Raw genomic sequence first — 26,807 nt, forward strand, 5'->3', positions numbered from 1 at the left:
GGGCTGGCATAACGAACCAAGGGCAACGGCAGATGCCGTAGCACCGTCTCGGGAGGATGATATGTCCGGTCTAAGCCCAACCTTTATCGATCGCGAAGATGCCGGAAGGCAATTGGCGGAAGCCATGCGGGCGGCGCCGCTTCCTGATGCCGTGATTCTGGCCTTGCCGCGTGGCGGCGTTCCCGTCGCCTTCGAGGTGGCGCAACGTCTGGGGCTGCCGCTCGATCTTCTCATCGTCCGCAAGATCGGCGCGCCCGGTCATCCGGAATATGGGATCGGCGCTGTCGTCGATGGCCGGGAACCGCACATCGTCGTCAACGAGGAGGCTGCGCGCCATTTCCATGTACCGCCCGGCTATCTTGCGGCTGAGCGCGAACATCAGCTCGCCGAAATCGAACGGCGCCACCGAATGTATTTCGGCGAGGACGAGCCGAGCGAACACGACCATACGGGCCGCGACGTCATTCTCGTCGACGACGGCATCGCCAACGGCGTCTCGATCCGCGCCGGTATCCATGCGCTGAAAGACATGGGCGTCGCGTCGATCCGGATCGCGGTGCCGGTCGCGCCGCGGCAATTGCTGGAATCCCTGAAGGAAGAGGTGGACGATATCGTCTGCCTGTCGGCTCCGGACCGCCTGGAGGCGGTCAGCCTGCACTACGGCGACTTCAGGGAGACGACCGACCAGGACGTGGTGCGCCTTCTGAAGGAGGCTCACCGGCTCAGCCGCACCCTCAGCCATTGATGATCAGAGCTCGACAGTGACCAAAAGCGGCAGATGATCGGAGGCCCGCCGGGAAAGCGGCGTCGATACGACCTGCGAGGCGATCGGCGTGACTTCGCTGGAGACGAAGACGTGGTCGATCCTCAGAAGCGGAAACCGTGAAGGGAAGGTCGCCCTGGGCTTCGTCCCGCTCAGGAGCGGCGCGTCGGCCATCTGACCGGCGACGGTCTTGTAGGTTTTGGTGATGGGAATGGCGTTGAAATCGCCGATCAGGATCTTCGGCTTGCCCTGGCATTCCGGGCTCCCCATCCAGGAGGTCCCGAGAATCTCGCCGATCTGGCGCATCCGGTCGCCGCCCAGCAGGCCGAGATGGGTGTTGAAGACCTGCAACTTGTGCTCGCCGACGTCGATCTCCACCCAGACCGCGCCGCGCTGCTCGCCATGCGAGGGCAGGCCCGCGCCCTTGATCATCCGTGCCGGCAGGGCCGTCAGGATCGCATCGCCGTAGCGCTCTTCGGCGACGTTGAGCGCCGCGTGGAAGTGGAATTCCATCTGAAGCAGCGAGGCGATCGTATGGGCCTGGTCGATGCCGCCGGTGCGGCTGCGGCCGACATCCAATTCCTGCAAGCCGATGATATCCGGTTCCAGGGCCGCGATGACCTCGGCTACCCGGGCTGGGTCGAGCCGGCGGTCGGTACCGATGCAGCTATGCACATTGTAGCTGAGGATTTTCAGGCGATGCCTTGTCTTCAGAGACTGGGCCGGAGAGGGGCCGGCCTCGGCTGGCGATGTTTGATCAGTCATGGAGCTGGGAACACCTTGGTCCCGGTTTCGTTCCCATTCTTATACAGCCGTTTGCGAGAGGGACCATGACTGCCAGACGCCATTTGTTCAAACTCCTGATCGGCGTTGCGATCTGCCTGGCGGCCTTCCTCGTCTATCGCAGTCTCGGCCGCTACACGATCGACGAGATCGAGGAATCGGTCCGGTCGATCGCCGCCTTCCGGCTCGCGACCGCATTTTTCTTCGTCATCCTTTCCTATCTCTGCCTGGGCGGCTTCGACGCGCTTGCCGTGCGCTATGCCGGCAAGCCGCTTCCCTTGCGCCAGACCTCGCTCGCGTCCTTCACGGCTCTGTCGATCGGTCACAATGTCGGGCTTTCCGCGCTCAGCAGCGGTGCCGTGCGCTACCGGTTCTACACGCGCTGGGGTCTGACCGGCGAGGACGTCGCCAAGGTCATCATCTTCTGCGGAGTGACTGTAGGCCTCGGTCTCGGAACGCTGGCCGGGCTGGCGCTGCTGCTCCAGACCGGTGACGCGGCGGATCTGCTCGGCCTCGACCGAAGGGCACGGCTGGCAGCCGGTCTTCTCTGCCTGGCCGGCCCTGCCGCCTATCTGCTGATCTGCGCCTTCGTGCGCCGTCCGCTTGTCGTGCGCAACTGGCGTTTCGAACCGCCGGCGGTACAGCTCGCGCTCGGCCAGATCGTCGTCGGGACGCTGAACTTCGCCTGCGTCACGGCTTCCATCCAGCAGCTGCTGGCGAGCTTTACCGATGCCGGCTACCTGACGGTGGCCAGCGCCTACGTCACCGCCAACATAGCCGCGCTGATCAGCCATGTGCCGGGCGGGCTTGGGGTGCTGGAGGCGACCATGCTCGGGATCCTGCCGACATCCGCGTCGATCGGCGCGCTGATCGCCTTTCGCGTGCTTTATTTTTTCGTGCCGCTCACGATCGGTGTGCCGACCTTTCTCGTCACAGAGGCTTATTATCGTCATCGGGGCGGAAAGTTCCTAGAGCAGACGGTGATGTGACAGGCGGGCGAAAAGCCGCCTGATACCCGCCTTGATTTCCGGAATCGGCCAGAAGGGCTGTTTCGGATCGATGATCCCCGTGCCGACCAGAGATTCCGTTTCGCCTTTGTCCGTATCGACGTCGTAGCTCCGCAGGCCGCGCGGCTTGACGTTCAACCGATCGATGGCCGCGAGCATTGAGCCGGTTTCCGCGATGATCCGCGCAACTTCCGCCGGTTGGGCGTCGAGATGTTCGGCGATCAGCTCGTTGCGGAGCGCGGCGATCGCCTGCCTGCCAGCCGGATCCGAAGTCTCGATCGCAAGGTCCGCCTCCGTGTCCAGCCCCTCGGAGCGGTTGTTGAGATTGGAAGAGCCGACCCTTACGAACCGGTCGTCGACGATGATCAGCTTGGAATGAACGATGATCTCCTGCTCCCCACCATTGCCGTCCGAAGCCGTGGCGTAGAAAACCCGCAGCCGGCCATAACGATCGGCACGCTTCAGGCGACGGATCAGCCGGTTGCGGTTGTTGCCCATCATCAGCTTTTCCAGGAAACCGTGGGACTCGCGGGTGACGATCACGACGATCTCCGGTCCGTCGGCCTTTCTGAGGCGCTTGGCGAGCGTGCGCGCCACGCCGAAGGAGGCGAGATACTGCGTTTCGATATAAAGATGACGCTTGGCGGCCTTCAGCGCGTCGTGGGTCAACCGGATCGCCTCGCGATGGCCGCGATGGCCCTTCCATTTCCACGCCTCGGTCAGCGCCAGGCCGGTGTTGCAATCGGTCAACGCCGGTTCCAAGTCGCCGGGCCAGGGGTTTTCGCCGGGTGTTTCAAGCGGCGCAAGAGCCTCGCGTGTCGCCTTTTTCCAGCGGCGGCGGGCGACATCGCCGATCAGCTTTGCGGTATCGCCGGTCACGATTGTCTGCATGTCGTGGACCGGGCCGTAGGCGGTTCCGTCCGGAGACCGGCGCAGCGGATTGACGATCGAGTGGCTGCGGTCGTCCCAGCGGCGGGCGGTCAGGTCGATGCCGCCGAGGAAGGCCGTCTTGTCGTCGATCGCAACGATCTTCTGGTGATGGCTAGCGCGCAGCGGATGATCGAAATCGAAATGCAGGAAGATGCGCGGATGGTCGTTCCAGTCCATCTTGCCGAACATCTTGAAGCTCTTGCCGGAATAAACCGGCCCCATGCCCCAGACCAGGATGCGGACTTCCAGCGAAGGTTTTTCCTCCACCATCCGGCGCAGCAGGGCGCCGAGTGTCTCGCCATCGGGATCGCGGGGGCGGAGCAGGATCTCGGGGTTGAAGTCCCAGCCGATGATGAAGACCGAACGTTCCGCTTGCCTCAGGACCTGATCGAGCCGGGAATAATAGTCCTCGCCGTCGATCAGGAACGCAAGCTTTTCCGCCTTCGCGCTGCGCCAGGCATTGCGGCCGGGCCGGATGATCGGTTCGAATGGAAATGCTGTTTCCCCGGTCGGGATCGATTGCGTTCTTACGTCCACCTGCGCCACCTCGTCATGGAATGGCGGATGAACGCGCGGGTTTTGCCCTTTGTTCCAAGGCGGTATTCCCGAACGTAGCCCATTGGAGCGGAAGGTGACGGGGTTATTCGATAACCGTTTGCCGGGGCGGGGTGGGCGCAATGAAATTGTTGTTGCCGTCTCTAAAGGCTTCCATCGCGACGATGAGCCCGAAAAGGATCAGAGCCGCGGCACCCAGCAGCTTCCAAAGCTCACCGGTCACGGGTTTCTGCGGGCTCTCGTCCTGCGCTTGCCTGTGCTCCGCACGTGTATGGCCATGGATGTTCATGATCGATCTACCGGCGCTTTCGCGTCGGCACCTCTTCAACTGGATGCCAGATTGCCGGGCGGCATATAGACCGGCGGATTGGGATTCTCGTCGGGATTGGGCAACGGCGTCTCATCCGGCAACCGATCGGGTTCCGGTTCGTTGATCGGTGGGTCCGGCTTCCAGATGGGCGCCGGCATGGGCGGGCGTTCACTGGGTTCGCGAGGATCGGGTATCATGGAAAACTCCCTGTTACTCGTCTCACAACCGCCCGGCATGGCGATTGTTCCTCGCAAATCGGCCCTAAGGGTTCGTGGCGCCGGTGCTGGTGGGGTCTGTTCCCGAAGCCGGCGTCTGCGCCCTGTCCGTTGTGGCAGCAGGTGCCGGAGCCTGTGCGGTATCGTCCGACCTGCCGGTGAAATAATAACCCACGGCCATCAGGAGGAGCACTATGGTAATCCCTCCAACGATGGAATTTGCCCTCATCTCGCGTGACATGATCTTAGCCTCTGTGGCTTGTGAATTTCCTACTGGACAATTCGCAAATGGCGGCAATGTTCCAGGCATCGAGGCGAAGAGGAACTTCGCAGGCTTTCAGGGGTTGAATCCGGTTATCTTGCGTTCCCAAAGCAATCGATCTGGGGAACCAGGTTGCGAGGAGAAACGAATGACCCATGCCCGAGACAATTTCCTCGCGTGGTTGCGTGCTGCCCATGCCATGGAGGAACAGGCGATCACCACGCTTTCCGCCCAATCCCGGCGGATCGAGAGTTATCCCGACCTCAAGACCCGCATCATGCAGCACCTGGACGAGACGGAGGAACAGGCCCGGGCGCTGGAGACGCTCCTTGATCATTTTTCGGCAACCGGCGGCGTGTCGGCGATCAAGGACATGGCAGCCAAACTGACGGCCAAGGCCCAGGGCGTCGGAGGCATGTTGACCAGTGACGAGGTCGTCAAGGGAGCGATAGCAAGCTATGCCTTCGAGCACATGGAAATCGCCAGCTACCGCGTCCTGATTGCAGCGGCCGACGAACTGGATGAAATGGAGGCGAAGACGGTTTTCGAACGCATTCTTGGCGAGGAGATCGCTATGGCCAACTGGCTGGAAGCAAATCTCGACGCCATCACCCGCGTATTCCTGATGCGCGACGAACGTGACCTGATGGCCAAGAGATAAGTGGAGGGTGGCCAGCCGCTGCGATGGCGGCTGGCGCGGGACGTCAGCTTCTTAAAGGCGCATCCGGATCCAGATGGATCTGCATATCCCGTGGATCGCGTACGCCCTGTTGATAAAGCTGGATGATCTGTGCTGCGAGATTGTTTGCGGCGAGGCTGCCGCCGGCAAGTCCACGCTCTGCGCAGATCTCGTCGAACAAGCGTTGGAGAAATGCCAGTTCCGTCGGTTCGAAAGTGTTGGTCAGGACTGCTGCATTCATCTTTTCAGCCTCCCAAGTGGCGGCGAAAGCGCTTCCTGTCTTCCAGTCGCCGGCGCCCTGTTTTCTCTTAAGCCGGCGATGGCCAAAGACTACAACTTCTCCTCCCCTTTGCAAGGGAAGAAAGCTGGTTGGCGCCCGCAGAGGTGGCTTTGGGTCCTTTCTCAACCAGTCGTGAATGTACGTGCTTTTTCAGTCGTTAAGACGGTTCGCCCCGTGATCGTGAAGCTGCGTCCATGTGTTTCGAACTGGCTTTGGCCATGAGGTCTGTCTCCGGGTTTTCTTCTCCTCGAAGGAAGAACCGCCCAGAAGAGTTTTGGATTCGCGAAAAAGCGGATATGAGAAATCTGAATGATCTCTCTGCGCAGATTTTAAGATTTCAGCACTAGGGTTTCCGATCATGAGGCACGAATTCAGCTCAGCTTTTCCAAAGGCTGCCGATACGATCAATCCCTCGGGGATGCGGGTTCTCCAGCTCGTCACCCATGACAAGATGGGTGGGGTGCGCACGCTCGTGCAGATGGTCGAAACCGGTCTGCACGCCCGCGGTTTCGACGTGCAGACCCTGCCTCTCGACACCGGCCATGGAATGGTACCCACGCTTCGCAATCTTGCGCGTCTCGGATGGGCCATCGTTTCCCGAAAATACGACGCCATCTTCACCTACCAGGCCGCAGCCTCCGTCTTCGGTGGCTTTTTCGGTTTTCTAGGCCGCGTGCCGGTGCGCGCCGCCCATCACACCGCAGCGCCGGAGGGTATTCGCCGGCATTGGAAGGCACTCGACTGGCTTTTCGGTTCGATCGGGATATTCACCCATTTCGTATCGAATTCCGTTTCCACCAGTGCGTCGTTCGGCAAGTGGCCTGCTGCCTACCGGCGGCGGTTCATTCTGATCCCGCATGGCGTCGATCCCATTCCGCCGGCTCGCGTGGCGGTCGACTGGCGGCAGCGCCTTTCCATTCCGTCAGATGCATTCGTGCTGGTCGCGACAGGGAGGCTGGTCGATCAGAAGGATCACGCGGTGCTGGTGGATGCGCTCGGGATGCTGCCGGGCATGCACCTGATCATTGCCGGCGACGGCCCGAACCGGGAGGCGCTGGAGGACAAGGCGCGCGCTCTTGGCGTGGCAGAGCGCTTCCATCTGGTCGGCCCGATCGAGCGGGATGCGCTCGGCGACATCCTGACGGCGGGCAATATCTATGTGTTCCCGTCGATCTGGGAGACTTTCGGCCTTGCCGGGGTAGAGGCTTCGATGGCCGGGCTGCCGGTCGTTGCGTCCGATCTCCCGGTTCTGCGGGAGGTGCTGTGCATCGGCGACGGCCATGAGAACACAGCCATGACACGCTTCCATCCGCCCTGCGATCCGGCCAGCCTTGCCGATGCGGTCAAAAACCTCGCCGCGAATTATCCGGACGCGCAGCTTCGGAATGATTTTGCGCGATTGCATCAAGAGCATCACAGCCGGGAGCTCATGCTGGAGCGCTACACGAATTTCCTGCGCTCCGAGAGCGGCGCCTAACCGCGTCGCGGATAAAAACGCTGAAGCAGCGAACGGGCATCGAACAGGTTCCAGCGCAGTGCGACACAAGCGCTGGCGATGCCGATCAGGACGAAGTTGATGGCGCTTGCAGCCGGCTCTTCCGTCAGGAGCTGGACACCTTTGCCGACGGCGACCAGAGCTATGCCGAGAGCCAGCAGCAAGCCGCCCCTCGGCAGGTCGAGAGGCATGCGCAGGTTCCCCGACGCATAGATCAGGCAGATCAACAGCGCCGCCGCCTGCCCGAGCGTGAAGGCGATGGCGGCACCCATTGCGGCGTATGACGGGATCAGCAGGTAGCTCAGCGTTCCGGTGACCGCCAGCATGGCGACAGACGCGACCAGTTCCAGATTTGTTGTCCCGCTGAAATAGATGATCTGACCGAAATAGTGGGCGCGCATGACGAGAATGGCATTCGCGACGAGCAGGATCGGCATGATCTGCGTGACGACCGGCAGGTAGCTCGGGGCGAGGAGGATCCCAAAGATGACGTCGCCGAGCAGGATGAAGGACGCGGTGCCAAAAATCACGATAAAGCAATGCGTGATGAAGGCGCGCTTGAGAGTATGCCGGGCTTCAGCCCCTTTCCCCTCCGTATGGAGGTTCTTGGCGCTCGAAATATATCCTGCGCTGATCGCCTCGGCCAAGACCAGGAACGTCTGCTTCATGAGGTCGAGTACGGTCCCGTAAGGGGCGACGGTACTGGTGTTGTAGAGGCCCGCCAGCAGCAGCCGATCGACATTCATGGCAGCGGCGGAGGCGCCGAAGGCGATGGCAAGCGGCCAGCCGTAACGCCACATCCGCCGCACGTCGCTGCTGCGGGGCCAGACGAAGCCGGACGCCCATATGGTGCGGCTGAAATGCCGGAAAACCGGCACGGAGCCGAGCGCATAGCCGAGCCCTACGCCTGCCAGCAATGCGCCGGGCGTATCGAATTCGAGGACGGCGATGTAACCGAACAACAGCGAGAAGACGGCGCGGGCGATGGTCGCGATGGCAACAAGCCGGACAAGAAGGTGGGCGCGGCTGATTTCGATGGCGACGAAATACAAGGTGAAGCACACGACCAGCAGGCTGCTGCTGACCGCAACATCGGCATGCAATGTTCCAAACAGGTAGAACAGGTATATGAAGCCGATTGCCGGCAACATCACCGCCCCTGAAACCAGCAGCAGGGCGCCCGCGAGCCGATCGGCTTCCTTAGGGTCGTATCGTCCGAAATGGGCGAATACGATCCACTGGACGCCCAGGCTGTAGACCATCATGCATATCGAAAACCCGACAATATATTGGCCGTACACTTCGGCGCTGGTCATGCGCGTGAAGATGGAAACCGACACGAGATTGATGATGGCCGAGGTCGCCCGCGAGGCTAAATACACCGAGGCATGTCTATCGCTCAATTTCGTCGCCCAATAATATGCATTTGGTCAGAATTAACCGCTAACTCTCTAGGGTAGGCCCGATCGCCGGGAGTGACGCAGATCTTTCCTTAGCAGGAACAAACGCAATAATCATAGGGCATGTGATGATTATGAATAGCTCTCGGATTGTTGATCCGGTCGCAGCCCGAATCTGTTTTCTCGTGCGTGGTTTCGATGGCGGCGGTGCCCAACGCGACGCCATCCTGCTGGCAAACGAACTGCAGGGTCAGGGCTTTCCGAGCGCAATCGTCACGCTTGAGAGTTCGGGTCCGTTGCGGGGCCTGATCCGCGCCGACGTGCCCGTTATCGATCTCGGCAACGGCCGCAAGCTGCGCCTCGCCCTCGCGCCCGCCGCATTGAGACGGTTGCTGGTCACGGGGCGTCCGAGGGCGCTGGTGTCTTCCGAGGCGGCGGCGAATGTCCTAGTGGTCCTAGCCTCCCGGGGGATTTCGAGGGAAACGCGGCCGTCGATCGTCCTGCGGGAGGTAGCAAGCCCGCTGCAAGCGCAAACCGGCGACCCCTACTGGCAGAACCGGCTGGCCTACAGGCTGATCCGGTTCGCCTATCCGCGCGCCGATCTCGTCCTGACGCTGACGGCGGGTGCGCGAAACGACCTCATCGACCATTTTGGCGTACCGGCCGCGAAAGTCGCCAATCTGGGTACCAATGCCGTGCTGACACCGCAGATGCGGCAGCGGATCGAACAACTGGGCCGCGCGCCGGAACCGGGCCACATCGTTTCGGTCGGGAGGCTATCCCCGGAGAAAGGATATGCGACGCTGATCGAGGCTTTCGCGCAGCTCAGGCGGATGCGCGAAGCGCGGCTGACGATCGTCGGAGAAGGCGATGAGCGCGGCAATCTGGAGGCTTTGGTCGAGGCCCTGAATCTATCGCAGGACGTCAGCCTGCCGGGACATAATCCGGATCCGCTGTCGGTCGTCTCGCAGGCGTCGCTTTTCGTATCGTCCTCCTCGCACGAGGGGTTGGGGAATGCGCTGATCGAGGCCATGGCCTGCGGCGTGCCCGTCGTCGCGACGGATGCGCCTTACGGTCCGCGCGAGATCCTGCAAGGCGGCAGGCTTGGACGGCTGGTGCCGGTCGGCAACGCGACCGCGTTGGCTCAGGCCATGGCCGCAACGCTTGACCAGCCAGTGGAGAGCGCCATCCTTCAGGCGCGCGCGGCGGAGTTCAGCGTCGAGAAATCTGCGGAGCGGTTCATCCAGCTCCTTCAGGCAGCAGGAATAGCGGGAAGCGCGGATCAGTCGGAGCCAAGGGTTGAGACAACTGTAAGTATTTGACATTATGTTCTCAAGCTCTGGGAGATCCAACTACAATGGATAGGGGTAGATGAAAAAGCCGAAGCTCTGGGAAATGTCAGGTTCTGAGATACTGGCGGGAGTATCCCGCAAGATCGGGCGGCACGTATATTTTCGCCCACATCTGTTGAAGCTGGACGCGCCCGTCGTTGCTTTCACCTTCGACGATTTTCCTGTTTCGGTTTTCGAAAATGCGGCGCCCGCTCTTGAGGACGCCGGTATGCTCGGCACTTTCTATCTCGCGAGCGGTCTGATGCAGCGCGTCGAAAACGGCCAGTTGATCGTCGATGAGGAGATGGTTGCCGCCCTTTCGGAAAAGGGGCACGAGATCGGCGGCCACACGCATGGCCATATCAACGTCCAGAAAACGCCCCGTCGCGACCTCATGGCGGATGTCAGGCGAAACGACGAGGAAATCGCCCGGATCGTCGGCTCCGCAAAGCCGGTTTCCTTCGCCTATCCTTTCGGGATGATCTCGGTTCCGTCCAAGCTCGCGCTGATGCACCACTATCCGGGCCTGCGCGGCATCAAGGTCGGCACCAATTCCGGCCTCATCGACCTTGCCCATCTGAAGGCGCAGGAACTCTATGATTGCAGCAACGATTCAGCATCGATCGACAGGATGCTGGACGATGTCGAGCGGCGCTGCGGCTGGCTGATCTTCTATACCCACGACGTGCGCGAGGACCCGACGAATATCGGCTGTTCGCCGGCCTTCTTCTCGCAAGTGGTCGACAAGGTGCGCCGGCGCGGCATCAAGGTGGAGACGGTGATCGATACGCTGAAGCGGATCGGCGTCGCCTAACGGGTCTTGTCCGTGTCCGGGCGGTCGGACTTCAGATCCTTGTAGACGGCCCAGCAGAATGCCCAGGACGTGACGAAATATCGCCGTGCCAGGCGGCGTGGTTCGGTCGCCACGCGCCAGAGGAACTCCAGCCCGGCTTTCCGCAGGAAGACCGGAGCGCGCGATTTGACGCCGGCATAGAAGTCCAGCCCGGCCCCGAAACCGAAGCCGTAACAATCGGGGAGGTCGGCGCGGTGCTTGTCCATCCAGATCTCGGACTTCGGGGCGCCGATGCCGAAGAAGACATGGGTCACACGGTTTTCCCGAAGCCTCGACACCAGTTCCCGGCCAAATTCCTCGTTGCGCTCGAAAGCCGGCGGCGCCGTGACGATGATGTGCTCGGAAAAGCCGAGTGCGCGCAGTTTTTCATCGAGGATCGCCGCTGTGGTTTCGCTCGAGCATAGGAGCAAAGGCCGGTGTGTGCCCGGCTTGAGGCGCTCGACGATCTCCGGAAACAGGTCGGCGCCGGTGATGCGGCCGGGAACGGCAAGCCCGCGCAGCCGCGCATAGAGGAGGACGGGGGCTCCGTCGACCGTGGTTAGCCACGCCTTGTCATAGGCGGCCTTGAAGGCGGGATTCCTGTTCAGTTGCACGATGTGATCGAGATTGGCGGTCACCAGCAGCCGCAGGCCTTCTCCCGGAGGAACCGGTTCGGTGACGATGGCATCGACGATCCTGCCGGCGTCCCAGGTGGAGAACTCGATGCCGAAGACGGAGGTTCGTCGTTGTTTTACGGGTGCTTGCTCGGACATTTCAGGCGTACGCTGGTCCATAGGCAGGCTCCGCCTTCCTCGAGGCTATGATGCGGTAGCGGGCCTGGTAACCAAGGCCGAACATGGCGACCATCATCGTGAACCAGATCGGCCCCGAGCGCGCGAGGAAGATGCTTTCGAGGCAGGCGAGGAAGATCGAGAAAAGCCAGATCCTCAAGAATAGCCGCGTGAGCGGCGTGAAGTTTTTCGCGGCGTCGATTGCCGCCAGATTTCTAAGGGGAGTAGCCAAGACCCATATCACCATCAATATCAATCCCGGTATGCCGGCGTTCATGGCTGCATCGACATAGGCATTGTGGGCATCCACCGCGCGCACGGCCCAGTTCAAGGTGCGCATGTCGCTGTTGACGAGGCTCTCCGCACCCCAGAAAGAGCCGAAGCCATAACCGGTGATCGGACTGCGTGCAATAGCATCGAGTGCCAGACGCCAGATGTCGGCGCGGGCCGTATAGGTGGTATCGATCCCGGTTGCCGCGACAATCTCCCTCAGCGGCTCAATCGTCGACACGCCGACGGTCGCCAGGTTGAGCAGGCCGACCCCGCCGAAGACGACGGGAACGCGGATCCAGCGCCAGCGCTCGAAGAAAATGCTGAGGAGGAAGATGCCGGGCAGCATGGCGGTCGATGTCTTGGCGCCGGTTTTCAGCAGGAACAGGCAGCTCGCGGCAATGACCAGCAGTCCGATGATCCGGGACCATGCCGACATCAGGTAGATGCCGACAAAGCAGGAGAGCGCCATGACGACGCCCGTCTCGTTCTTCTGGACGTAAATTCCCTTCCAGAGCCCCGCATGCTGCGGTTCGAGAAAATCGGTCAGCTGATGGACGGCAAGTCTCGGGACAAAGAGCACACCGAAATAGCAAAGGCCGACGATCAGCATCACGCCGCCGCCGGCAAGCCTTGCAAACTGGCTCTCGCCCTTCGGCAGCATCAGAAATGCGCTGGCGCTGATGCAGACGGTCAGGGCAATCAGGACGCGCCTGACGGCACCGAGGGGATCGACGGAAAGCGCCGCCGTCAGAAACAGCCACCCGAATACGATCGCAAGCAGCAGGCGGGGCTGGAAAATAACGCTCCGCACCCGCGGCGTCATCGCATAGACAAGCACGATCAGGAACAGCATATAGGCAAGCAGCTGGCTCCAGAGAGCAGGCTTCGCCAGGGCAGGATTGAGGCTGGTGTCGACGAAAGGCGTCAGGGTGATCCAGTAGAAGCACCCGACACAGCAGAACAGCAGCTTTGCGCCGAAATTTCCAGAAGACGCAACTTCGCCCGTGTCTCTCGCCATCCACCTGCCGCCGCGTTCTCTTCGCGCGCGAATCGTAACAGAAACCGCCAAATCTCGCCAGCATCCATATCCGGCGGCCACCGCCGCGAACTTCGTCGAGGGCCCAAAGCTTGGCTGCGAGGGCCGTTATCGCGATAGCGCGGCCGCGAGAGATTTCCGGCCGTTCATCATAACTGCATAAATTTAGCCGGTTTGCTTGACCTTGACGGTGTCGAACCAGAACTTGCGCTCATCCTGCACTCCTTGGGAGGCTTGCAGGCGCCCGTGGAGATTTCGAATGCTGGGACTATTTTGTCGGCTTGCCGGATCTCTGGTGCTGATGGCACTCGGGATTGCCGGTGCGCAGGCGCAGAACTTCGTGCTGAAGCCGTTTTCGGAGGCCCGCGCGCCTGAACTTGCCGGATTGACTGCGGCTGCGCAGAGCAAGGCGCTGGGGCGAGGGGTGAATTTCGGGGGAACGCTGGAGGCGCCGAGCGAAGGTGCCTGGGGAGGGCGGCTTTCCACGGAGCTGTTTACGGCAGTCAGGCAAGGCGGGTTCCAGACCATCCGGCTGCCGGTCCGTTTCAGCAGCCATGCGGCCATCTCGGAGCCCTACAAGCTCGACGAGGCTTTCATGAGGCGCGTCGATTTTGCGATCAACAACGCGCTGTCGCGAGGTCTCAACATCATCATCGACTTCCATCACTATCACGAGATGGATGGCGACGCGCTGGAGGCGGAGGAGGTCGCGATCGGCGTGGAGAAGAGCCGCGAGCGTTTCCTGGCAATCTGGGAGCAGCTTGCACGGCGATATCAGAGCCTGCCCAACGACAAGGTGCTATTCGAGATCTACAACGAACCGCACGGCAAGACGGAGGAGGTCTGGAACGAGCTGCTGGGCAAGGCGCTTGCGGTGATCCGCAAGACGAATCCTCACCGCTTCCTGATTGTCGATCCGGCGGAATGGAGCACGGCCTGGGGGCTCAAGAAGCTGGCAATCCCCGCCGACGACCGCCGCCTGATCGTCACCATACACAATTATGCGCCGTTCAAATTCACGATGCAGGGCGCCTCCTGGATCGAAGGATCCCGGCCCTGGCTCGGAACATCCTGCTGCGAGAACGTGCAGATCGAGGAGATCAGGACGCCGCTCGACATGGCGGTCGAATGGGGGAAAAAGAACGACCGGCCGATCTTCGTCGGGGAATTCGGCTCCAATTCTCTCGCCTATTATCCCGACCGGGTGACCTACACGCGGATCATGCGGGAGGAGATCGAGAGACGCGGCATGAGCTGGGCCTATTGGGATTTCGCGTCGCACGAATTCGGCCCCTGGGACCCAACCACCAAGTCATGGCTGCCGGAACTGCACGAGGCGCTGGTTCCGAAGAAGTAGACGAGTTCAGGCGAACTCGCGGCCGGCTTCGCGCATATGGCCGAACAGGCCGAGCGTGAGTGCCATCAGCACGCCGAAAATGGCGCCGGCGAAAGCTCCGCCGATCATCAGCAACACCGAGCTTGGCGGCCAGCTCTTCGACTGCGGCGGCATCGGCGGCGAGATGACCCGGACATTGCTGGTGTCGATCTGCTGGCGCTCGCTGATCTGGTGCGTCCGCGACAGGTAGGTTTCGTAAACCGCTGCCTTGGAGCGGGCATCCCGCTCCAGTTCGCGAAGACGCACCTGCGCATCGTTTTCGGTAAACACGGTCGAGCGGGAGGCGTCCGACTTGCGGCGCAGTTCCTGAAGGGCGCTGTTTGCCTGATCGACGTCGGTCTTGGCGGACTGGAGAAGGCGGGCGGCTTCCTCGGAGATCGCGCGGTCGACGGAAGCGAGCTCCGACTGCAGAGCGACGAGGCGCGGGTGCCGGTTGCCGTAGACCAGCGTCATCGAACTGATTTGCTGCTGCAGCGCGCTGTAGCTGGCGCGCAGGGTCACCATGCTGGCAGAATCGAACACCGCCGAATTCGCAACCCGCCTGTCGGCATAGGCCGACTGCAGCTGCTTGTAGCGGGTGTCTGCCTGGATCAGTCGCTGCTGGGCGTCGAGGACCTGGGTGTCGAGCGCGCCGGAAATGCGGGTACTGGTGAGCTCGCCGGCGGTCGATTGCAGACCGTTCTGACGCTTGAACTGTTCGACCTTTTCCTCTGCTTCCGTCACCGAACGGCGCAGTTCGTCGAGCCGGCTGTTGAGGCCGATCGCGAGCTGGCCGGCGCTATCCGACGAGGATTTGAACAATTCGCCTTCGAAGGCGGAGACGACGGCGTTCGACAGCTTGATCGACTTCTCGGCGTCTCCCGTCCAGACGGACAGGACGACGACGAACGAGCCGTCGTCGCGGGTCGCGGTAATCTGTTTTTCGAGCTGCCGCAGCACGCTCAACTGCCTGTTCTCGGGTGCGGACGGCGTCGAGATCAGGCTACGCAGGGCGTCAAGCCGTCCCGGACGGTTGAATTCCGGGTCCTGGGTCAGGTTGAGATCGTTGATGACCTTGGTCAGCACGTTGCGCGACGTCAGCACCCGCAACTTGCTCTCGACTTCCAGAAGCTGGGAGTCCCGCTGCGGGTTGGCGGAGAAGACGTCGTCTGAAACGACGTTCAGATTGGAGGGATCGATGATGATCTCGGTATTGACGGTATAGCGCGGCGAGGCAATGGCGGCGTAAAGCAGCGCGAGCACGGCGCCGAGGATCGCGGCGGCGATGATCCGCAGAAAGCCCTTGCGCAGCCAGCGGATGATATCCGTGAAATGGATATCCGTCAGGCTGTGAAGCTGTGCCTCGATCCGTTTTTCAAACGGAATGTCCTCGTATCGCATCCGGTCGTCATCTTCCCGTTCGTTGGCGGGCGCGTCACGATGATAGTCCGAACGGGTTCGATAGTCAGGTACGGAAGAAGGACGAGGCCGGTTGCGTGACGAGGGGCGTTCTTCCGGTTCTTCTTCGACGATTGGATGGTCCAGGAGGGAGTTCTGGTATTCGCTGCGATGACGCAACGCCCGGGCCGATGCCGACCGCCGAGTATGTGGCTCCTTCGGCTCGTACATGGACTACCTCCGCCCTTCCGCCACAGCGAAAGAACCTACAATTGGACACACTCTGGCGATCATGACGAATTGTCGTGAATTTTAGGTTAATTGAAGATTTTCAATGGCTAATAAGAGGCTTTGCGAATGGCATGCGTCTCATCTACGGCAGATCGGGCAAAACCCTTCAGCCAGAGCTGGGTGGACAATATGCCAACGAAAGCGGCGTTGTCGCGGAACCCGGAGACCGGGGCCAAACGGCATTTCTGATGGAGTTTGGCGACGGCCTTCGGATTGAAGAGACCGGAGGAGGCGATGGCCTGTTCGCCCAGCATGTCGCCGACATAGGCCTGTTCGTTATTGCCGGCGAAGGAACGGCTGTCCGGCGCCCGATAGGGCTGCTTCGGGCGCTTGCTGATGACATCCGGCAGCAGGTCCTTGGCGACACGTCGCAGGATGTGTTTTTCGTCCAGGCCCTTGAGTTTCATGCCGGGAGCCAGGCGGCTGGCGAATTCGACCAGCCGGTGGTCGAGGAAGGGGAAACGGCCTTCGATACCATGCGCCATCGCCATGCGGTCGCCTTGGCTCGACAGGATGTAACCGGGCAGCAGGAACCGGCTTTCGAGATATTGCGCCTGGTGCAGCGGGTGCCAGCGGCCGAAGTTTGCCGGCAGGCGGGAGGCGAGTTCTTCGGCGGCATCGTAACTGCCGAGCGTGGCGCGGAGATCGTCGGAATAGAAGATCTTGGCGGCCGCCGTCGAGCGGAAGCGCGGGCGGTGGGAGAAGAGCGGGTCGTTCGCCACATCGTTGCCGGCGCTGAAGAAAGCGGCAAGATACTCCGCCGACTGCTGTTTCAGACCCGGCAGATAGGGATAGAGCTTGCGGAAAAGATGCGGCCGCATCTTTGATCCGGGCTGGCGGGCGCAGAAGCGGCGCACGCGGGCCTCGCGAAAAATGTCGTAGCCGGCGAATACCTCGTCGGCACCTTCGCCGGTCAGCACGACCTTCATTCCGGCGTCGCGGACAAGGCCCGAGAGGCGGTAGAGCGGCGCAGGAGCGGTGCGCAAAACCGGCCGTTCGGTGAAGCGGATCACATCCGGGAAACTTGCGGCGATATCGGCCGAACCGCTGGCGACGGCGCGGTGGCGGGTGCCGAGCGCTTCTGCGACCTGTCGCTGGAAGGCGCTTTCATCGTGTTCGGCATCGTCGAAGGTGACCGAGAAGGTGTTGAGGCCGTTCGGAGCCATCGGTGCGGCGAGTGCGGTGATCAGCGAGGAGTCGAGCCCGCCGGAGAGATAGGCGCCGACCGGCACGTCGGCGCGCATGCGCAGCCGCGTCGCGTCGGTCAGCAGCGCCAGCAATTCCTCTTCCCTGGCGGACTGGTCGACCTCGGCATGATCGCCCGCATCCGGAAAATCGAGCACCCAATAGGGCCGGGTTTCGGTTCGGCCGTTCCTGGCGATCATCAGGTGGCCGGGTTCGAGCTCGAAAATGCCCTTGAACGCGGTGCGCGGCGGGATCGGCGCCCAGAGGGTGAAAATCTGGTCGAGCGCCAGCGGATCGAGTTCGGCCTCGATGCCCGGCACTTCCAGCAGCGCCTTGATCTCCGAGGCGAAATAGAGCGAGCCCTTGTGCTCGGTATAAAACAGCGGCCGCACACCCATCCGGTCGCGGGCAAGCATCAGCCGGCGCTCGCGGTGATCCCAGATCGCGAAGGCATAGTCGCCGTTGAGGCGCGACAGGCACGCCTCGCCATAGGTCGCGTAGAGCTGCAGCAGGACTTCCGTGTCGCTGCCGGTTCGGAATGCGAGGCCGCGTGCCTTCAGTTCGTCGCGCAGTTCGACATAGTTGAAGATCTCACCGTTGAAGACGATGGTGAAGCGGCTCTCGGCATCCGTCATCGGCTGCTGGCCGTCGGAAAGCCCGACGATCGACAGCCGCACATGCGCCAGGCCCAGGCCGGGAGCGGCGAAAATGCCTTGTCCGTCCGGTCCGCGATGGGCGATCGCCTGTGCCATGGAAGACAGCAGGGCCTCCGGATTTCCGGAGCCGTATGCCTCACCGACGAAGCCCGCAAAACCGCACATCTGTTTCCATCATGAACAGGGACACTGATGCCCCCGGTCATAGACGGAAATGCTTGCCGGCCGCTTCAGGCGATCGATAAAATTTTAGTCGTGTCTCAAATAGGGTTTCAGATCGGCTTCATGCCAAGCACCACCGTCGGCCAGAATTCCGAGACCGTCGGATGGATCGGCACCGCCCAGCGTAGCGTATCGTAGGTGGCGCGGGCATTCATCAGGTCGAGCACGCCGTGGATCGACTCGTCCCCGCCGGTGCCGAGGATAGCGGCACCCAGGATCTCGTGGGTGTTCGCATCGGCTATGAACTTCATCAGGCCCTGCGTTTCACCCTTTTCGACTGCGCGGCCAACCCTTGCCATCGACTGACGGCCGACCAGGACCTTGCGGCCGGACTTGCGGGCCTCCGCCTCGCTCATGCCGACGCGGCCGAGCGGCGGGTCGATATAAAGCGCGTAACCGACCAGCCTATCGGAGACCTTGCGGTTCTCGCCGTCGAAGAGGTTCGCAGCGATGATCTCGAAGTCGTTATAAGCGGTGTGAGTAAAGGCACCGCGACCGTTGCAGTCGCCCATCGCCCAGATGCCGGCGACATTGGTCGAGAGGTCGTCGCCGACCTTGATATAGCCACGGGTATCCAACTCGACGCCGGCCTTGTCGAGGCCGAGATCGTCGGTGTTCGGACGGCGGCCGACGGCGAGCAGCACGTCGGAGCCGATCACTTCCGGCGCGCCGTCGGTGCAGTCGACGCCGACGGCGACGCCGTCTTCATGCTTGCGGAACCGGATGCACTCGGCGCCGGTGCGGATATGGATGCCTTCGGCTTCTAGGATTTCGCGGATCGCCTGCGAGATCTCTTCGTCCTCGCGGCCGACAAGGCGCGGGCCTTTTTCGACGACGGTGACTTCTGCGCCGAAGCGGCGATAGATCTGCGCGAATTCCAGCCCGATATAGCTGCCGCCGACGATGACCAGATGTTTGGGCACCCGGTCGAGCATCACGATATCGCTGTTGGTCATGTAGGGCACGTCGCCAACACCCGGGAAGTCCGGGATCGCCGCACGGCCGCCGACGTTCAGGAAGATCTGCGGCGCGGTCAGAAGCTCGTCGCCGACGCGGATCGTATTTTTATCCTCGAACCGGGCATGGCCGCGGATCAGCGTGCAGTTCGGCATGCCCTCGAGCCAGCTTTCGTTGCCCTGGCGCGAGTCGAGCGTCACCTTGTGCGAACGCCGCATGACGGCCGGCATGTCGATCTTCACCGGGCTGTCGAGAACCACGCCGTAATCGCTGCCGCGGCGGGCGACATGGGCGGCATAGGCGCTGGCGACGAGCGTCTTGGTTGGCTTGCAGCCGGTATTGACGCATGTGCCGCCGACATGTTTGCGCTCGACGATCGCAACGGTCTTGCCGGCGTCGTTGAATCGCCCGGCGAGCGAGGGGCCGGCCTGGCCGGCCCCTATGATGATGGCGTCGAAGGTTTTCATACCGCAGCCGCTGCAGGCAGGGACGCGATGATGAGATAGGCCGCGACGATGGCGACTGCATCCTCGATGAAGGCGGCCGGCGGGTCCTTGCCGAAGCTGGCGGCCAGCTTGCCGCGGACGGCGGCGCCACCATAGGTGCCGATTGCGGCGCCGATGATGCCGGCGATCAGACCGACGATCCAGCCGCCATAAGGCGTACCGATTGCGGCACCCGTGAGCGCGCCCATGATCAGGCGGGCGCCGAACTGCTGCGGCACCTTGCGGCTCGGCGTCGAGGGGAGCTGGTCGGTGACCAGTTCGACGACGGCAAGGATGGTGAATATGCCGACGGCCCAGATCGTGCCCATGAAGGAGAGCCAGGAACCGGAGAGATTGAGCCAGCCGAGATAGGCAGCCCAGGCAATAGCTGCAGGTGCGGTCATGGCGCGCAGGCCGGCGACGACACCGATCAAAAGTGCGAGTATATAGACCATTAAAAAACCCCTTGCGCCGCCCTTGCGGCTTTCCCCATTTGCGCCTGTGATCGAAGCACGATCAGTCGCGAAGTCAAGCGGTAGGTGGAAATTATTACGAGAACACGACGAATGCTTGCACCATCCGATCACGCCCGCCGGCCCCTCCAAACACCCGCAGCGACCATCGTCGCAGATGCCTGCCCAAGGCCGGAAGGATTCTATGGAAATCAGCAGTGCAGCGGTTAGAATACCGTTTTCCCGTCAGCCGGGCGGGAAACGAGCGGAGGAACCCGGACCTGTTGAGATATCGCATTCTTCTGCCTTTGGTCCTGCTTGCGGCGGTCGGTTTTGCGCTGGTCTTCAAGGGCAGCGATATCCTCGCGCGCGGCTATATCGATGAGGCCGAGGTCCAGGCAGGCACGACGCTGCGCCTGGCGGTATCGGCGCTCGACGGCCATCTGAAGCGTTACGAGGCGCTGCCCGCCCTGATCGCCGATCAGCAGAATATCGAGGCAGTGATCCTCGATCCGAAGAACGAGACGCTGCGGGCGACAACGAACGCCTATCTCAAGGAAATCAACGGGCTTCTGAAATCCTCCGACATTTATGTGATGACCATGGATGGCGAGACCATCGCTGCCAGCAATTATGACAGCCCGGTCAGCTTTGTCGGCGAGAACTTCACCTATCGGCCCTATTTCCAGGATGCGGCCGAGGGCCGGCAGTCGCGCTTCTACGCGCTGGGCACGACGTCTTTGAAGCGCGGCTACTATTTCGGCTCCCCGATCGAGATCGGCGGCGTCATCCGCGGCGTGATCGTCTTCAAGGTGGATATCGACATCCTCGAAGCCTCCTGGGGCGGCGGCGACGACCGGATTTTCGTGTCGGATCCCGAAGGCATCATCTTCATGACCGGCAGCCCGGAGTGGCTCTACGCGAGCATCCTGCCGCTGACGCCCGACCGGATCGCCCGTACCGAAGCGTCGCGGCGGTATGCGGATGCCAGGCTCCGCGAATTGCCGGTCAGGCGCGGCAGCCTCGCAGGGCGCGATGTCATGACCATCCGGGATGGCGGGGTCGAGAAGGAATATCTCGTCGTCTCGCAACCGATGCCGGACGCGGGTTGGACCGTCAACGTGCTGATGGATACCGGTTCGGTGCATACCCAGGCGAAGACGGCGACGGTTGCAGCACTTTTGACGCTCTGCCTTGCCGGCCTCGGGCTCGCCATCGTCCTGCAGCGCCGTGCGCGGCTCAACGAACGCCTGATGCTGCAGGCCGAGGCGCGCAACGAACTCGAGCACCGCGTCGCCGAGCGCACCGCCGATCTCGCCCGCGTCAACAGCCGCATCGAGGAGGAGATCGCCGAGCGGCGGCTCACCGAACAGCGGCTGCGCCAGACCCAGGCGGACCTCATCCAGGCGGGCAAGCTCGCGGGCCTTGGCCAGATGTCGGCGGCCCTGTCGCACGAACTCAACCAGCCTCTCGCTGCCGCCAAGACCTATGCGGAAACGGCCGGCGTGCTGATCGATCTCGGACGCACCGACGATGCGCGGGACAATGTCCGGCGCATTTCGGCGCTCATCGACCGCATGGCCTCGATCAGCAGGCATCTGCGCAATTTCGCCCGCAAGCCGAACGAAAAGCTCGGGTCGGTCGTGCTCGACGATGTGATGCGCGACACGCTGGAGATCGTCGCAGCACGCCTGAAGGCGGCGGATGCGGAGCTGGACATCGAGATCGATCCCGCTATTCCCGCGGTGAAGGCAGGCGCTGTGCGGCTTCAACAGGTGCTGGTCAACATTATCACCAATGCCGCCGATGCCGTCGAAGGCCTTGACGACCGGCGGATCACGGTTTCCGCCGAGCAGGCGGGCAACAAGGTCATGGTTTCGGTGCGCGATCGCGGGCCGGGCGTCGCCGCTGCTATCCACGAACGCATATTCGATCCGTTTTTCACGACCAAGGGCGTCGGCAGGGGCCTGGGGCTGGGGCTGTCGATCTCCTACAATATCATCAAGGATTTCGGCGGCAGCCTGAGCGTTGCCGATCATCCGGAAGGCGGCGCGGTCTTCCTGATCGAACTCGAAGTTGCCGACGGCAACCTTCTGGAGGCAGCCGAGTGAGCGAGCAACGGGTTCTGCTGGTCGACGACGAGGAGGAACTGCGCCGCTCGACGGCCCAGGCGCTGGAGCTGTTCGGCCTGGCGGTCCTGACATTTTCCAATGCCGATCATGTGCTGGAACTGACCGGTTTCGGTTTCGACGGCGTCGTCGTCAGCGATATCCGCATGCCGGGGACCGACGGCATGACGCTGCTCCAGAAGATCCGCGAGCTCGACGCGGAAATCCCGGTCATCCTGGTCACCGGTCATGGCGACGTGCAGCTTGCGGTCAAGGCCATGCGGGAAGGCGCCTACGATTTTCTGGAAAAGCCGTTCACGCCGCAGCATCTCGCCGGCATCATCCGGCGTGCGCTCGACCGGCGCAGCCTGGTGCTGGAAAATCGCCGCCTAAGGGCCGTTGCCGGCAAGCGCGACGATGTCGAAGCCCGGCTTCCCGGCCGTACCCAGGTCATGGTCGATCTGCGCTACCGGATCCGGGCCATCGGTGCCACGGATGCCGATACGCTGATCATCGGCGAAACCGGCGCCGGCAAGGAAGTGGTGGCGCGGGGCCTCCATGATATCAGTTCACGCGCCAACCGGCCCTTCATCGCCATCAATTGCGCAGCCCTTCCCGACAACCTGATCGAGAGCGAGCTTTTCGGCCACGAGGCCGGTGCCTTTCCAGGCGCGCTCAGGCCCCGCTACGGCAAGTTCGAACACGGCCGCGGCGGCACGATCCTGCTTGACGAGATCGGCTCCATGCCGGTCGATCTGCAGGCGAAGTTCCTGCGCGTGCTACAGGAGCGGGTCATCACCCGGCTCGGCTCCAACGAGACAGTGCCGCTCGACGTGCGCTTCATCGCCACCAGCAAGGTGGATCTCGAAGCGGAAGTGGCGGCGGGCCGGTTCCGCGCCGACCTCCTTTACCGGCTCAACGTTGCCACCATCCATGTGCCGTCGTTGGCGCAGAGGCGATCGGATATTCCGCTTCTCTTTCTCCAGCTGGTGCGCGAAGCGGCGGCGCGTTATGGCCGCGATGACATGGAAGTGCCGGCCGACGTGATTTCGGCGATTGCCCAGCGAGACTGGCCGGGCAATGTCCGGGAACTGCGCAACGCCGCCGATCGGCTGGTGCTCGGTCTCGATCCGAAGCCGGGCGAAACCGGCGGCGCCAAGGATGGGGCAGGGCGGCTTGCAGACAAGGTTGCAGCCTTCGAACGCAACCTGATCGCCGGCGAGATCGCAGCGCATGGCGGCGCGCTGAGACCGGTCTACGAATCCCTCGGCATCTCCCGTAAGACACTGTACGAAAAGATGCAGAAATACGGCCTCGACAAGAAGCTGCTCGGTCCGGAACACCTGCTGCAGGACGACAGGGACGGTTGACAAGGGCGGCATGTGTGGATTTCCACCCATGCTTTTTGCCGATTGTTCCCGAATCCACCCATGTTGCGCCGCGGTATTTACGGAAATGCTGTTTTAAGGCCTCCGCAACAATTGCGGGTGCGGCGCGTCTTGCCGCTAATGGCTCCCAGGTTGGCGCCGGAGGAAATTTGCGCGCCAGCTGTGCCACATTTCATCCTGGAGGAGCCCCGATGAAAATTCTGAACGCCGTTATCGGCGCGACCGCTCTTGCGGCGCTTTCCCTTTTTTCCGCGTCGGCGAATGCGCAGGGGTATCCTGAGCGCCAGATCACCATGATCGTGCCGTTCGCGGCCGGCGGCCCGACCGACACCGTCGCCCGCCTCGTCGCCGAATCCATGTCAAAAGATCTCGGCAAGCAGATCGTCGTTGAAAACGTCGGCGGCGCCGGCGGTACGCTCGGCGCTGCCCGCGTCGCGAATGCCGAAGCGGACGGCTACACCGTCCTCCTGCACCACATCGGCATGGCGACCAGCGCTTCGCTCTATCGCAAGCTGCCCTATGACACCCTGAACGCTTTCGAATATGTCGGTCTTGTCACCGACGTTCCGATGACGCTTCTCGCCCGCAAAGACATGCCGGCGACCGACCTCAAGGGACTCATCGAATACGCCAAGGCCAACAGCGACAAGGTGACGGTTGCAAACGCCGGCATCGGCGCCGCGTCGCACCTGTGCGGCATGCTGTTCATGAGCTCGATCAAGACGTCGCTCGTCACCGTTCCCTACAAGGGCACCGGCCCCGCGATGACCGATCTTCTCGGCGGCCAGGTCGACATCATGTGCGACCAGACCACCAACACCACCAAGCAGATCCAGGGCGGCACGGTAAAGGCCTACGCGGTCACGTCACCGGCCCGGCTTAACGTCCTGAAGGACGTCCCGACCGTCAAGGAAGCCGGTCTGCCGGACATGCAGGTCGGCATCTGGCATGGTCTCTATGCGCCGAAAGGCACGCCGAAGGACGCTCTCGACAAGCTCAACAAGGCCCTCAAGTCTGCCTTGAAGAACCCGAACGTTGCCGCCCGCTTCGCTGAACTCGGCACTGAGCCGTCGCCGGACAACGACGCCACTCCGGCAGCCCTGAAGGCCAAGCTCGAAGGCGAAATCGCCCGCTGGAAGCCGGTCATCCAGGCCGCCGGGCAGTACGCGGACTAAGGTCGTGCGCCTTGCGGGTCTCCCCCCTTGCGGGGGAGATGCCCGGCAGGGCAGAGGGGGTGTTTCACCACCCTCCCCGTTGAATTTAGTCGCGCCACCCCCTCTGTCACCTCCGGTGACATCTCCCCCGCAAGGGGGAGAGGGAGTTGCCGCCCAAGCATCTCCACCCTTCACGGAGACACCATGAATTCGCTGAAATTCGACACTGCCAATCTGATCTGCGGGCTGCTGCTGATCGCGACAGGCCTGTTCTTCGCCTACCAGTCGTTCGAACTGGAACTCGGTACGGCATTGCGCATGGGGCCTGGCTATTTTCCGTTCATCCTCGCCTGCGCGCTCATCCTGTTCGGCGCGATCATCCTCATCCAGTCGATGCGGGTGGACGGCGGGCCGATCGGAGCGCTCGCATTGCGCGGGATGATCTTCATCCTGCCGGCGCCGATCTTTTTCGGCCTTACCGTTCGCGGGCTGGGCTTCGTGCCATCGATCTTCGTCACCGCACTGATCGCCTCCTTCGCCTCGGGCCGCATGAAACCGCTTACCGCGCTCGTCCTGTCGGCGGCTCTGACGGTCTTCTCCGTTGCCGTCTTCAGCTATGGCCTCGGCCTTCCGTTCCGCCGTTTCGGGCCCTGGCTCGGTTATTGAGGTTTGAGTGATGGATCTTTTCAATAATCTCGCGCTTGGTTTTGCGACGGCGACGTCGCTCGAGAACCTGTTCTTCTGCCTGATCGGGGTGCTGCTCGGCACGCTGATCGGGGTGCTGCCCGGCATCGGGGCCACGGCGACGATCGCCATGCTTCTGCCGATCACCTTCCAGCTCGAACCGGTCTCGTCGCTGATCATGCTCGCCGGCATCTATTACGGTGCGCAATACGGCGGTTCGACCACGGCGATCCTGATCAACATGCCGGGCGAGTCCTCGTCTGCCGTCACCGCCATCGACGGCTACCAGATGGCGCGCAAGGGCCGGGCGGGAGCGGCTCTGGCGATCGCCGCAATCGGCTCGTTCTTTGCCGGCACCGTATCGACCTTCCTCGTCGCGATCTTTGCGCCGCCGCTCACCCAGATCGCGCTGCAGTTCGGCGCGGCCGAATATTTCTCGCTGATGGTGGTGGGCCTCGTCTCCTCGATCGCGCTCGCTCACGGCTCGATCGTCAAGGCGCTCGCGATGGTGGCGCTCGGCCTGCTGCTCGGTCTTGTCGGAACCGACATCTACACCGGCACGCCGCGCTTCACGCTCGGGATCCGCGAATATGCGGACGGGCTGAACTTCGTGGCAGTCGCGGTCGGCGTCTTCGGCATCGCGGAAATCCTGCGCAATCTTGAGAACGAAAAAACCCGCTCCGTGCTGATGGCGAAGGTCAGTGAGCTGATGCCGTCGCGGGAGGATTTCAAGGCAATGGTCGGGCCGGTCCTGCGCGGCACGGCCATCGGCTCGATCCTCGGCATCCTGCCGGGCGGCGGCGCCATCCTTGCGGCGTTTGCGTCCTACACGGTCGAAAAGAAGGTTTCGAAACATCCGGAAGAATTCGGCCACGGGGCGGTCGCCGGCGTTGCCGGTCCGGAATCGGCCAACAATGCCGGTGCGCAGACCTCGTTCATCCCGCTGCTCACACTCGGCATCCCGGCCAACCCGGTCATGGCGCTGATGATCGGCGCGATGATCATCCAGGGCATCGTTCCAGGCCCGAACGTGGCAACCGAGCAGCCGGCACTGTTCTGGGGCATCATCGCCTCGATGTGGATCGGCAACCTGATGCTCGTCATCCTCAACCTGCCGCTCATCGGGCTGTGGGTGAAGCTGCTCACCATCCCCTACTACGTGCTGTTCCCGATCATCATGGCCTTCTGCTCGATCGGGGTCTACAGCGTCAACTCGAACGTCTACGACCTCTATGCCGTCGCCTTCTTCGGCCTCATCGGCTACGCGCTGTTGAAGCTGCGCTGCGAACCCGCGCCACTGCTGCTCGGCTTCGTGCTCGGCCCGCTGCTGGAAGAGAATCTCAGGCGGGCGATGATCCTATCGCGCGGCGATCCGATGACATTCGTCCAACGTCCCATCAGCGCGGCCCTTCTCTTCCTCGCGGCCCTCGTGCTCGTCGTCGTCTTCTTGCCTAGTGTCAAGAAGAAGCGCGAACAGGTCTTCGTCGAAGAGGACTGAGAAGCCGCGAAC

Annotated in this window: 24 protein-coding genes; 12 read left to right on the forward strand and 12 right to left on the reverse strand. The window is 62.4% G+C overall.

Translation table 11 applies throughout. From position 1 onward, the window contains the following. Positions 1-61 precede the first annotated feature (61 nt). On the forward strand, positions 62-745 hold the full coding sequence (locus tag ACZ9EJ_RS01120; protein ID WP_046628803.1) for a phosphoribosyltransferase: 684 nt from the start codon (positions 62-64) through the stop codon (positions 743-745). A gap of 3 nt (positions 746-748) precedes the next feature. Here ACZ9EJ_RS01120 and ACZ9EJ_RS01125 read toward each other — a convergent pair whose 3' ends face one another. After that, a complete protein-coding gene (locus tag ACZ9EJ_RS01125) occupies positions 749-1,528 on the reverse strand; it encodes an endonuclease/exonuclease/phosphatase family protein (RefSeq protein WP_046639420.1) in 780 nt (259 codons plus the stop codon). Between the two features lie 65 nt (positions 1,529-1,593). On the opposite strand from ACZ9EJ_RS01125, the gene ACZ9EJ_RS01130 reads away from it, so the two are divergent. Continuing rightward, a complete protein-coding gene (locus ACZ9EJ_RS01130) occupies positions 1,594-2,535 on the forward strand; it encodes a putative bifunctional lysylphosphatidylglycerol flippase/synthetase (protein WP_046639421.1) in 942 nt (313 codons plus the stop codon). Here the strand turns inward: ACZ9EJ_RS01130 and ACZ9EJ_RS01135 are convergent. From ACZ9EJ_RS01135 to ACZ9EJ_RS01145, 3 genes are all read right to left on the reverse strand, one after another. Beyond that, positions 2,515-4,020: a phospholipase D-like domain-containing protein gene (locus ACZ9EJ_RS01135; RefSeq protein WP_046639577.1), complete on the reverse strand. Its 1,506-nt coding sequence runs from the start codon at positions 4,018-4,020 to the stop codon at positions 2,515-2,517. The genes ACZ9EJ_RS01130 and ACZ9EJ_RS01135 overlap by 21 nt on opposite strands. Positions 4,021-4,123: 103 nt before the next feature. Continuing rightward, positions 4,124-4,327, reverse strand: a complete 204-nt coding sequence (locus tag ACZ9EJ_RS01140; RefSeq protein WP_046639422.1) for a hypothetical protein — start codon at positions 4,325-4,327, stop codon at positions 4,124-4,126. 35 nt (positions 4,328-4,362) lie between these two features. After that, positions 4,363-4,545 carry a hypothetical protein gene (locus tag ACZ9EJ_RS01145; protein WP_046604364.1) on the reverse strand — a complete coding sequence of 61 codons (183 nt, stop codon included), beginning with the start codon at positions 4,543-4,545 and terminating at the stop codon, positions 4,363-4,365. Between the two features lie 428 nt (positions 4,546-4,973). On the opposite strand from ACZ9EJ_RS01145, the gene ACZ9EJ_RS01150 reads away from it, so the two are divergent. Beyond that, a complete protein-coding gene (locus ACZ9EJ_RS01150; protein ID WP_046639423.1) occupies positions 4,974-5,486 on the forward strand; it encodes a ferritin-like domain-containing protein in 513 nt (170 codons plus the stop codon). 43 nt (positions 5,487-5,529) lie between these two features. On the opposite strand, the gene ACZ9EJ_RS01155 is transcribed toward ACZ9EJ_RS01150, so the two are convergent. Then, entirely contained in the window at positions 5,530-5,745 is a 216-nt protein-coding gene (locus tag ACZ9EJ_RS01155) for a hypothetical protein (protein WP_046639424.1), read from the reverse strand. Between the two features lie 397 nt (positions 5,746-6,142). Between ACZ9EJ_RS01155 and ACZ9EJ_RS01160 the strand changes: the two genes are divergently transcribed. Further along, positions 6,143-7,261 (forward strand): glycosyltransferase family 4 protein, encoded by a 1,119-nt coding sequence (locus tag ACZ9EJ_RS01160; RefSeq protein WP_052764541.1) that lies wholly within the window; start codon positions 6,143-6,145, stop codon positions 7,259-7,261. Here the strand turns inward: ACZ9EJ_RS01160 and ACZ9EJ_RS01165 are convergent. Then, the gene (locus ACZ9EJ_RS01165) at positions 7,258-8,682 is read right to left on the reverse strand and encodes a lipopolysaccharide biosynthesis protein (protein WP_251089651.1); all 1,425 of its coding nucleotides are present in this window, start codon (positions 8,680-8,682) and stop codon (positions 7,258-7,260) included. The two genes, ACZ9EJ_RS01160 and ACZ9EJ_RS01165, sit on opposite strands and share 4 nt — an antisense overlap. A gap of 131 nt (positions 8,683-8,813) precedes the next feature. On the opposite strand from ACZ9EJ_RS01165, the gene ACZ9EJ_RS01170 reads away from it, so the two are divergent. After that, on the forward strand, positions 8,814-10,001 hold the full coding sequence (locus ACZ9EJ_RS01170) for a glycosyltransferase (RefSeq protein WP_304655551.1): 1,188 nt from the start codon (positions 8,814-8,816) through the stop codon (positions 9,999-10,001). A gap of 49 nt (positions 10,002-10,050) precedes the next feature. Further along, entirely contained in the window at positions 10,051-10,824 is a 774-nt protein-coding gene (locus tag ACZ9EJ_RS01175) for a polysaccharide deacetylase family protein (RefSeq protein ID WP_080955677.1), read from the forward strand. On the opposite strand, the gene ACZ9EJ_RS01180 is transcribed toward ACZ9EJ_RS01175, so the two are convergent. Both ACZ9EJ_RS01180 and ACZ9EJ_RS01185 read right to left on the reverse strand, forming a co-directional pair. Next, on the reverse strand, positions 10,821-11,636 hold the full coding sequence (locus ACZ9EJ_RS01180; RefSeq protein WP_080955678.1) for a WecB/TagA/CpsF family glycosyltransferase: 816 nt from the start codon (positions 11,634-11,636) through the stop codon (positions 10,821-10,823). The genes ACZ9EJ_RS01175 and ACZ9EJ_RS01180 overlap by 4 nt on opposite strands. Then, positions 11,617-12,924 carry an O-antigen ligase family protein gene (locus ACZ9EJ_RS01185; protein ID WP_046639427.1) on the reverse strand — a complete coding sequence of 436 codons (1,308 nt, stop codon included), beginning with the start codon at positions 12,922-12,924 and terminating at the stop codon, positions 11,617-11,619. Before ACZ9EJ_RS01185 ends, ACZ9EJ_RS01180 begins: the two co-directional genes overlap by 20 nt. A 277-nt stretch (positions 12,925-13,201) precedes the next feature. On the opposite strand from ACZ9EJ_RS01185, the gene ACZ9EJ_RS01190 reads away from it, so the two are divergent. Beyond that, complete coding sequence (locus ACZ9EJ_RS01190; RefSeq protein WP_080955679.1) at positions 13,202-14,299, forward strand: glycoside hydrolase family 5 protein; 1,098 nt, start codon at positions 13,202-13,204, stop codon at positions 14,297-14,299. A gap of 6 nt (positions 14,300-14,305) precedes the next feature. Here ACZ9EJ_RS01190 and ACZ9EJ_RS01195 read toward each other — a convergent pair whose 3' ends face one another. The 4 genes from ACZ9EJ_RS01195 to ACZ9EJ_RS01210 form a co-directional block, all read right to left on the reverse strand. Further along, positions 14,306-15,946, reverse strand: coding sequence for a GumC family protein (locus tag ACZ9EJ_RS01195; RefSeq protein WP_251089652.1), 1,641 nt, complete (start codon positions 15,944-15,946; stop codon positions 14,306-14,308). A gap of 107 nt (positions 15,947-16,053) precedes the next feature. Further along, on the reverse strand, positions 16,054-18,012 hold the full coding sequence (gene asnB / locus ACZ9EJ_RS01200) for an asparagine synthase (glutamine-hydrolyzing) (protein ID WP_046639428.1): 1,959 nt from the start codon (positions 18,010-18,012) through the stop codon (positions 16,054-16,056). Positions 18,013-18,119: 107 nt separating this feature from the next. Next, on the reverse strand, positions 18,120-19,493 hold the full coding sequence (locus ACZ9EJ_RS01205) for an FAD-containing oxidoreductase (RefSeq protein ID WP_046639429.1): 1,374 nt from the start codon (positions 19,491-19,493) through the stop codon (positions 18,120-18,122). After that, a complete protein-coding gene (locus tag ACZ9EJ_RS01210; protein WP_046639430.1) occupies positions 19,490-19,966 on the reverse strand; it encodes a DUF4126 family protein in 477 nt (158 codons plus the stop codon). The genes ACZ9EJ_RS01205 and ACZ9EJ_RS01210 overlap by 4 nt, the downstream gene beginning before the upstream one ends. Before the next feature lie 281 nt (positions 19,967-20,247). On the opposite strand from ACZ9EJ_RS01210, the gene ACZ9EJ_RS01215 reads away from it, so the two are divergent. The 5 genes from ACZ9EJ_RS01215 (at position 20,248) to ACZ9EJ_RS01235 (ending at position 26,795) form a co-directional block, all read left to right on the forward strand. Continuing rightward, complete coding sequence (locus ACZ9EJ_RS01215; protein ID WP_046639431.1) at positions 20,248-22,074, forward strand: sensor histidine kinase; 1,827 nt, start codon at positions 20,248-20,250, stop codon at positions 22,072-22,074. Continuing rightward, positions 22,071-23,441, forward strand: coding sequence for a sigma-54-dependent transcriptional regulator (locus tag ACZ9EJ_RS01220; protein ID WP_046639432.1), 1,371 nt, complete (start codon positions 22,071-22,073; stop codon positions 23,439-23,441). The genes ACZ9EJ_RS01215 and ACZ9EJ_RS01220 overlap by 4 nt, the downstream gene beginning before the upstream one ends. A 209-nt stretch (positions 23,442-23,650) precedes the next feature. Beyond that, entirely contained in the window at positions 23,651-24,634 is a 984-nt protein-coding gene (locus ACZ9EJ_RS01225) for a tripartite tricarboxylate transporter substrate-binding protein (RefSeq protein ID WP_046628826.1), read from the forward strand. A gap of 183 nt (positions 24,635-24,817) precedes the next feature. After that, a complete protein-coding gene (locus tag ACZ9EJ_RS01230; protein ID WP_046628828.1) occupies positions 24,818-25,279 on the forward strand; it encodes a tripartite tricarboxylate transporter TctB family protein in 462 nt (153 codons plus the stop codon). A 10-nt stretch (positions 25,280-25,289) separates the two neighbouring features. Beyond that, complete coding sequence (locus ACZ9EJ_RS01235; RefSeq protein ID WP_046628830.1) at positions 25,290-26,795, forward strand: tripartite tricarboxylate transporter permease; 1,506 nt, start codon at positions 25,290-25,292, stop codon at positions 26,793-26,795. Positions 26,796-26,807: the final 12 nt, after the last annotated feature.

Source organism: Neorhizobium sp. USDA 3394, from assembly GCF_056280385.1.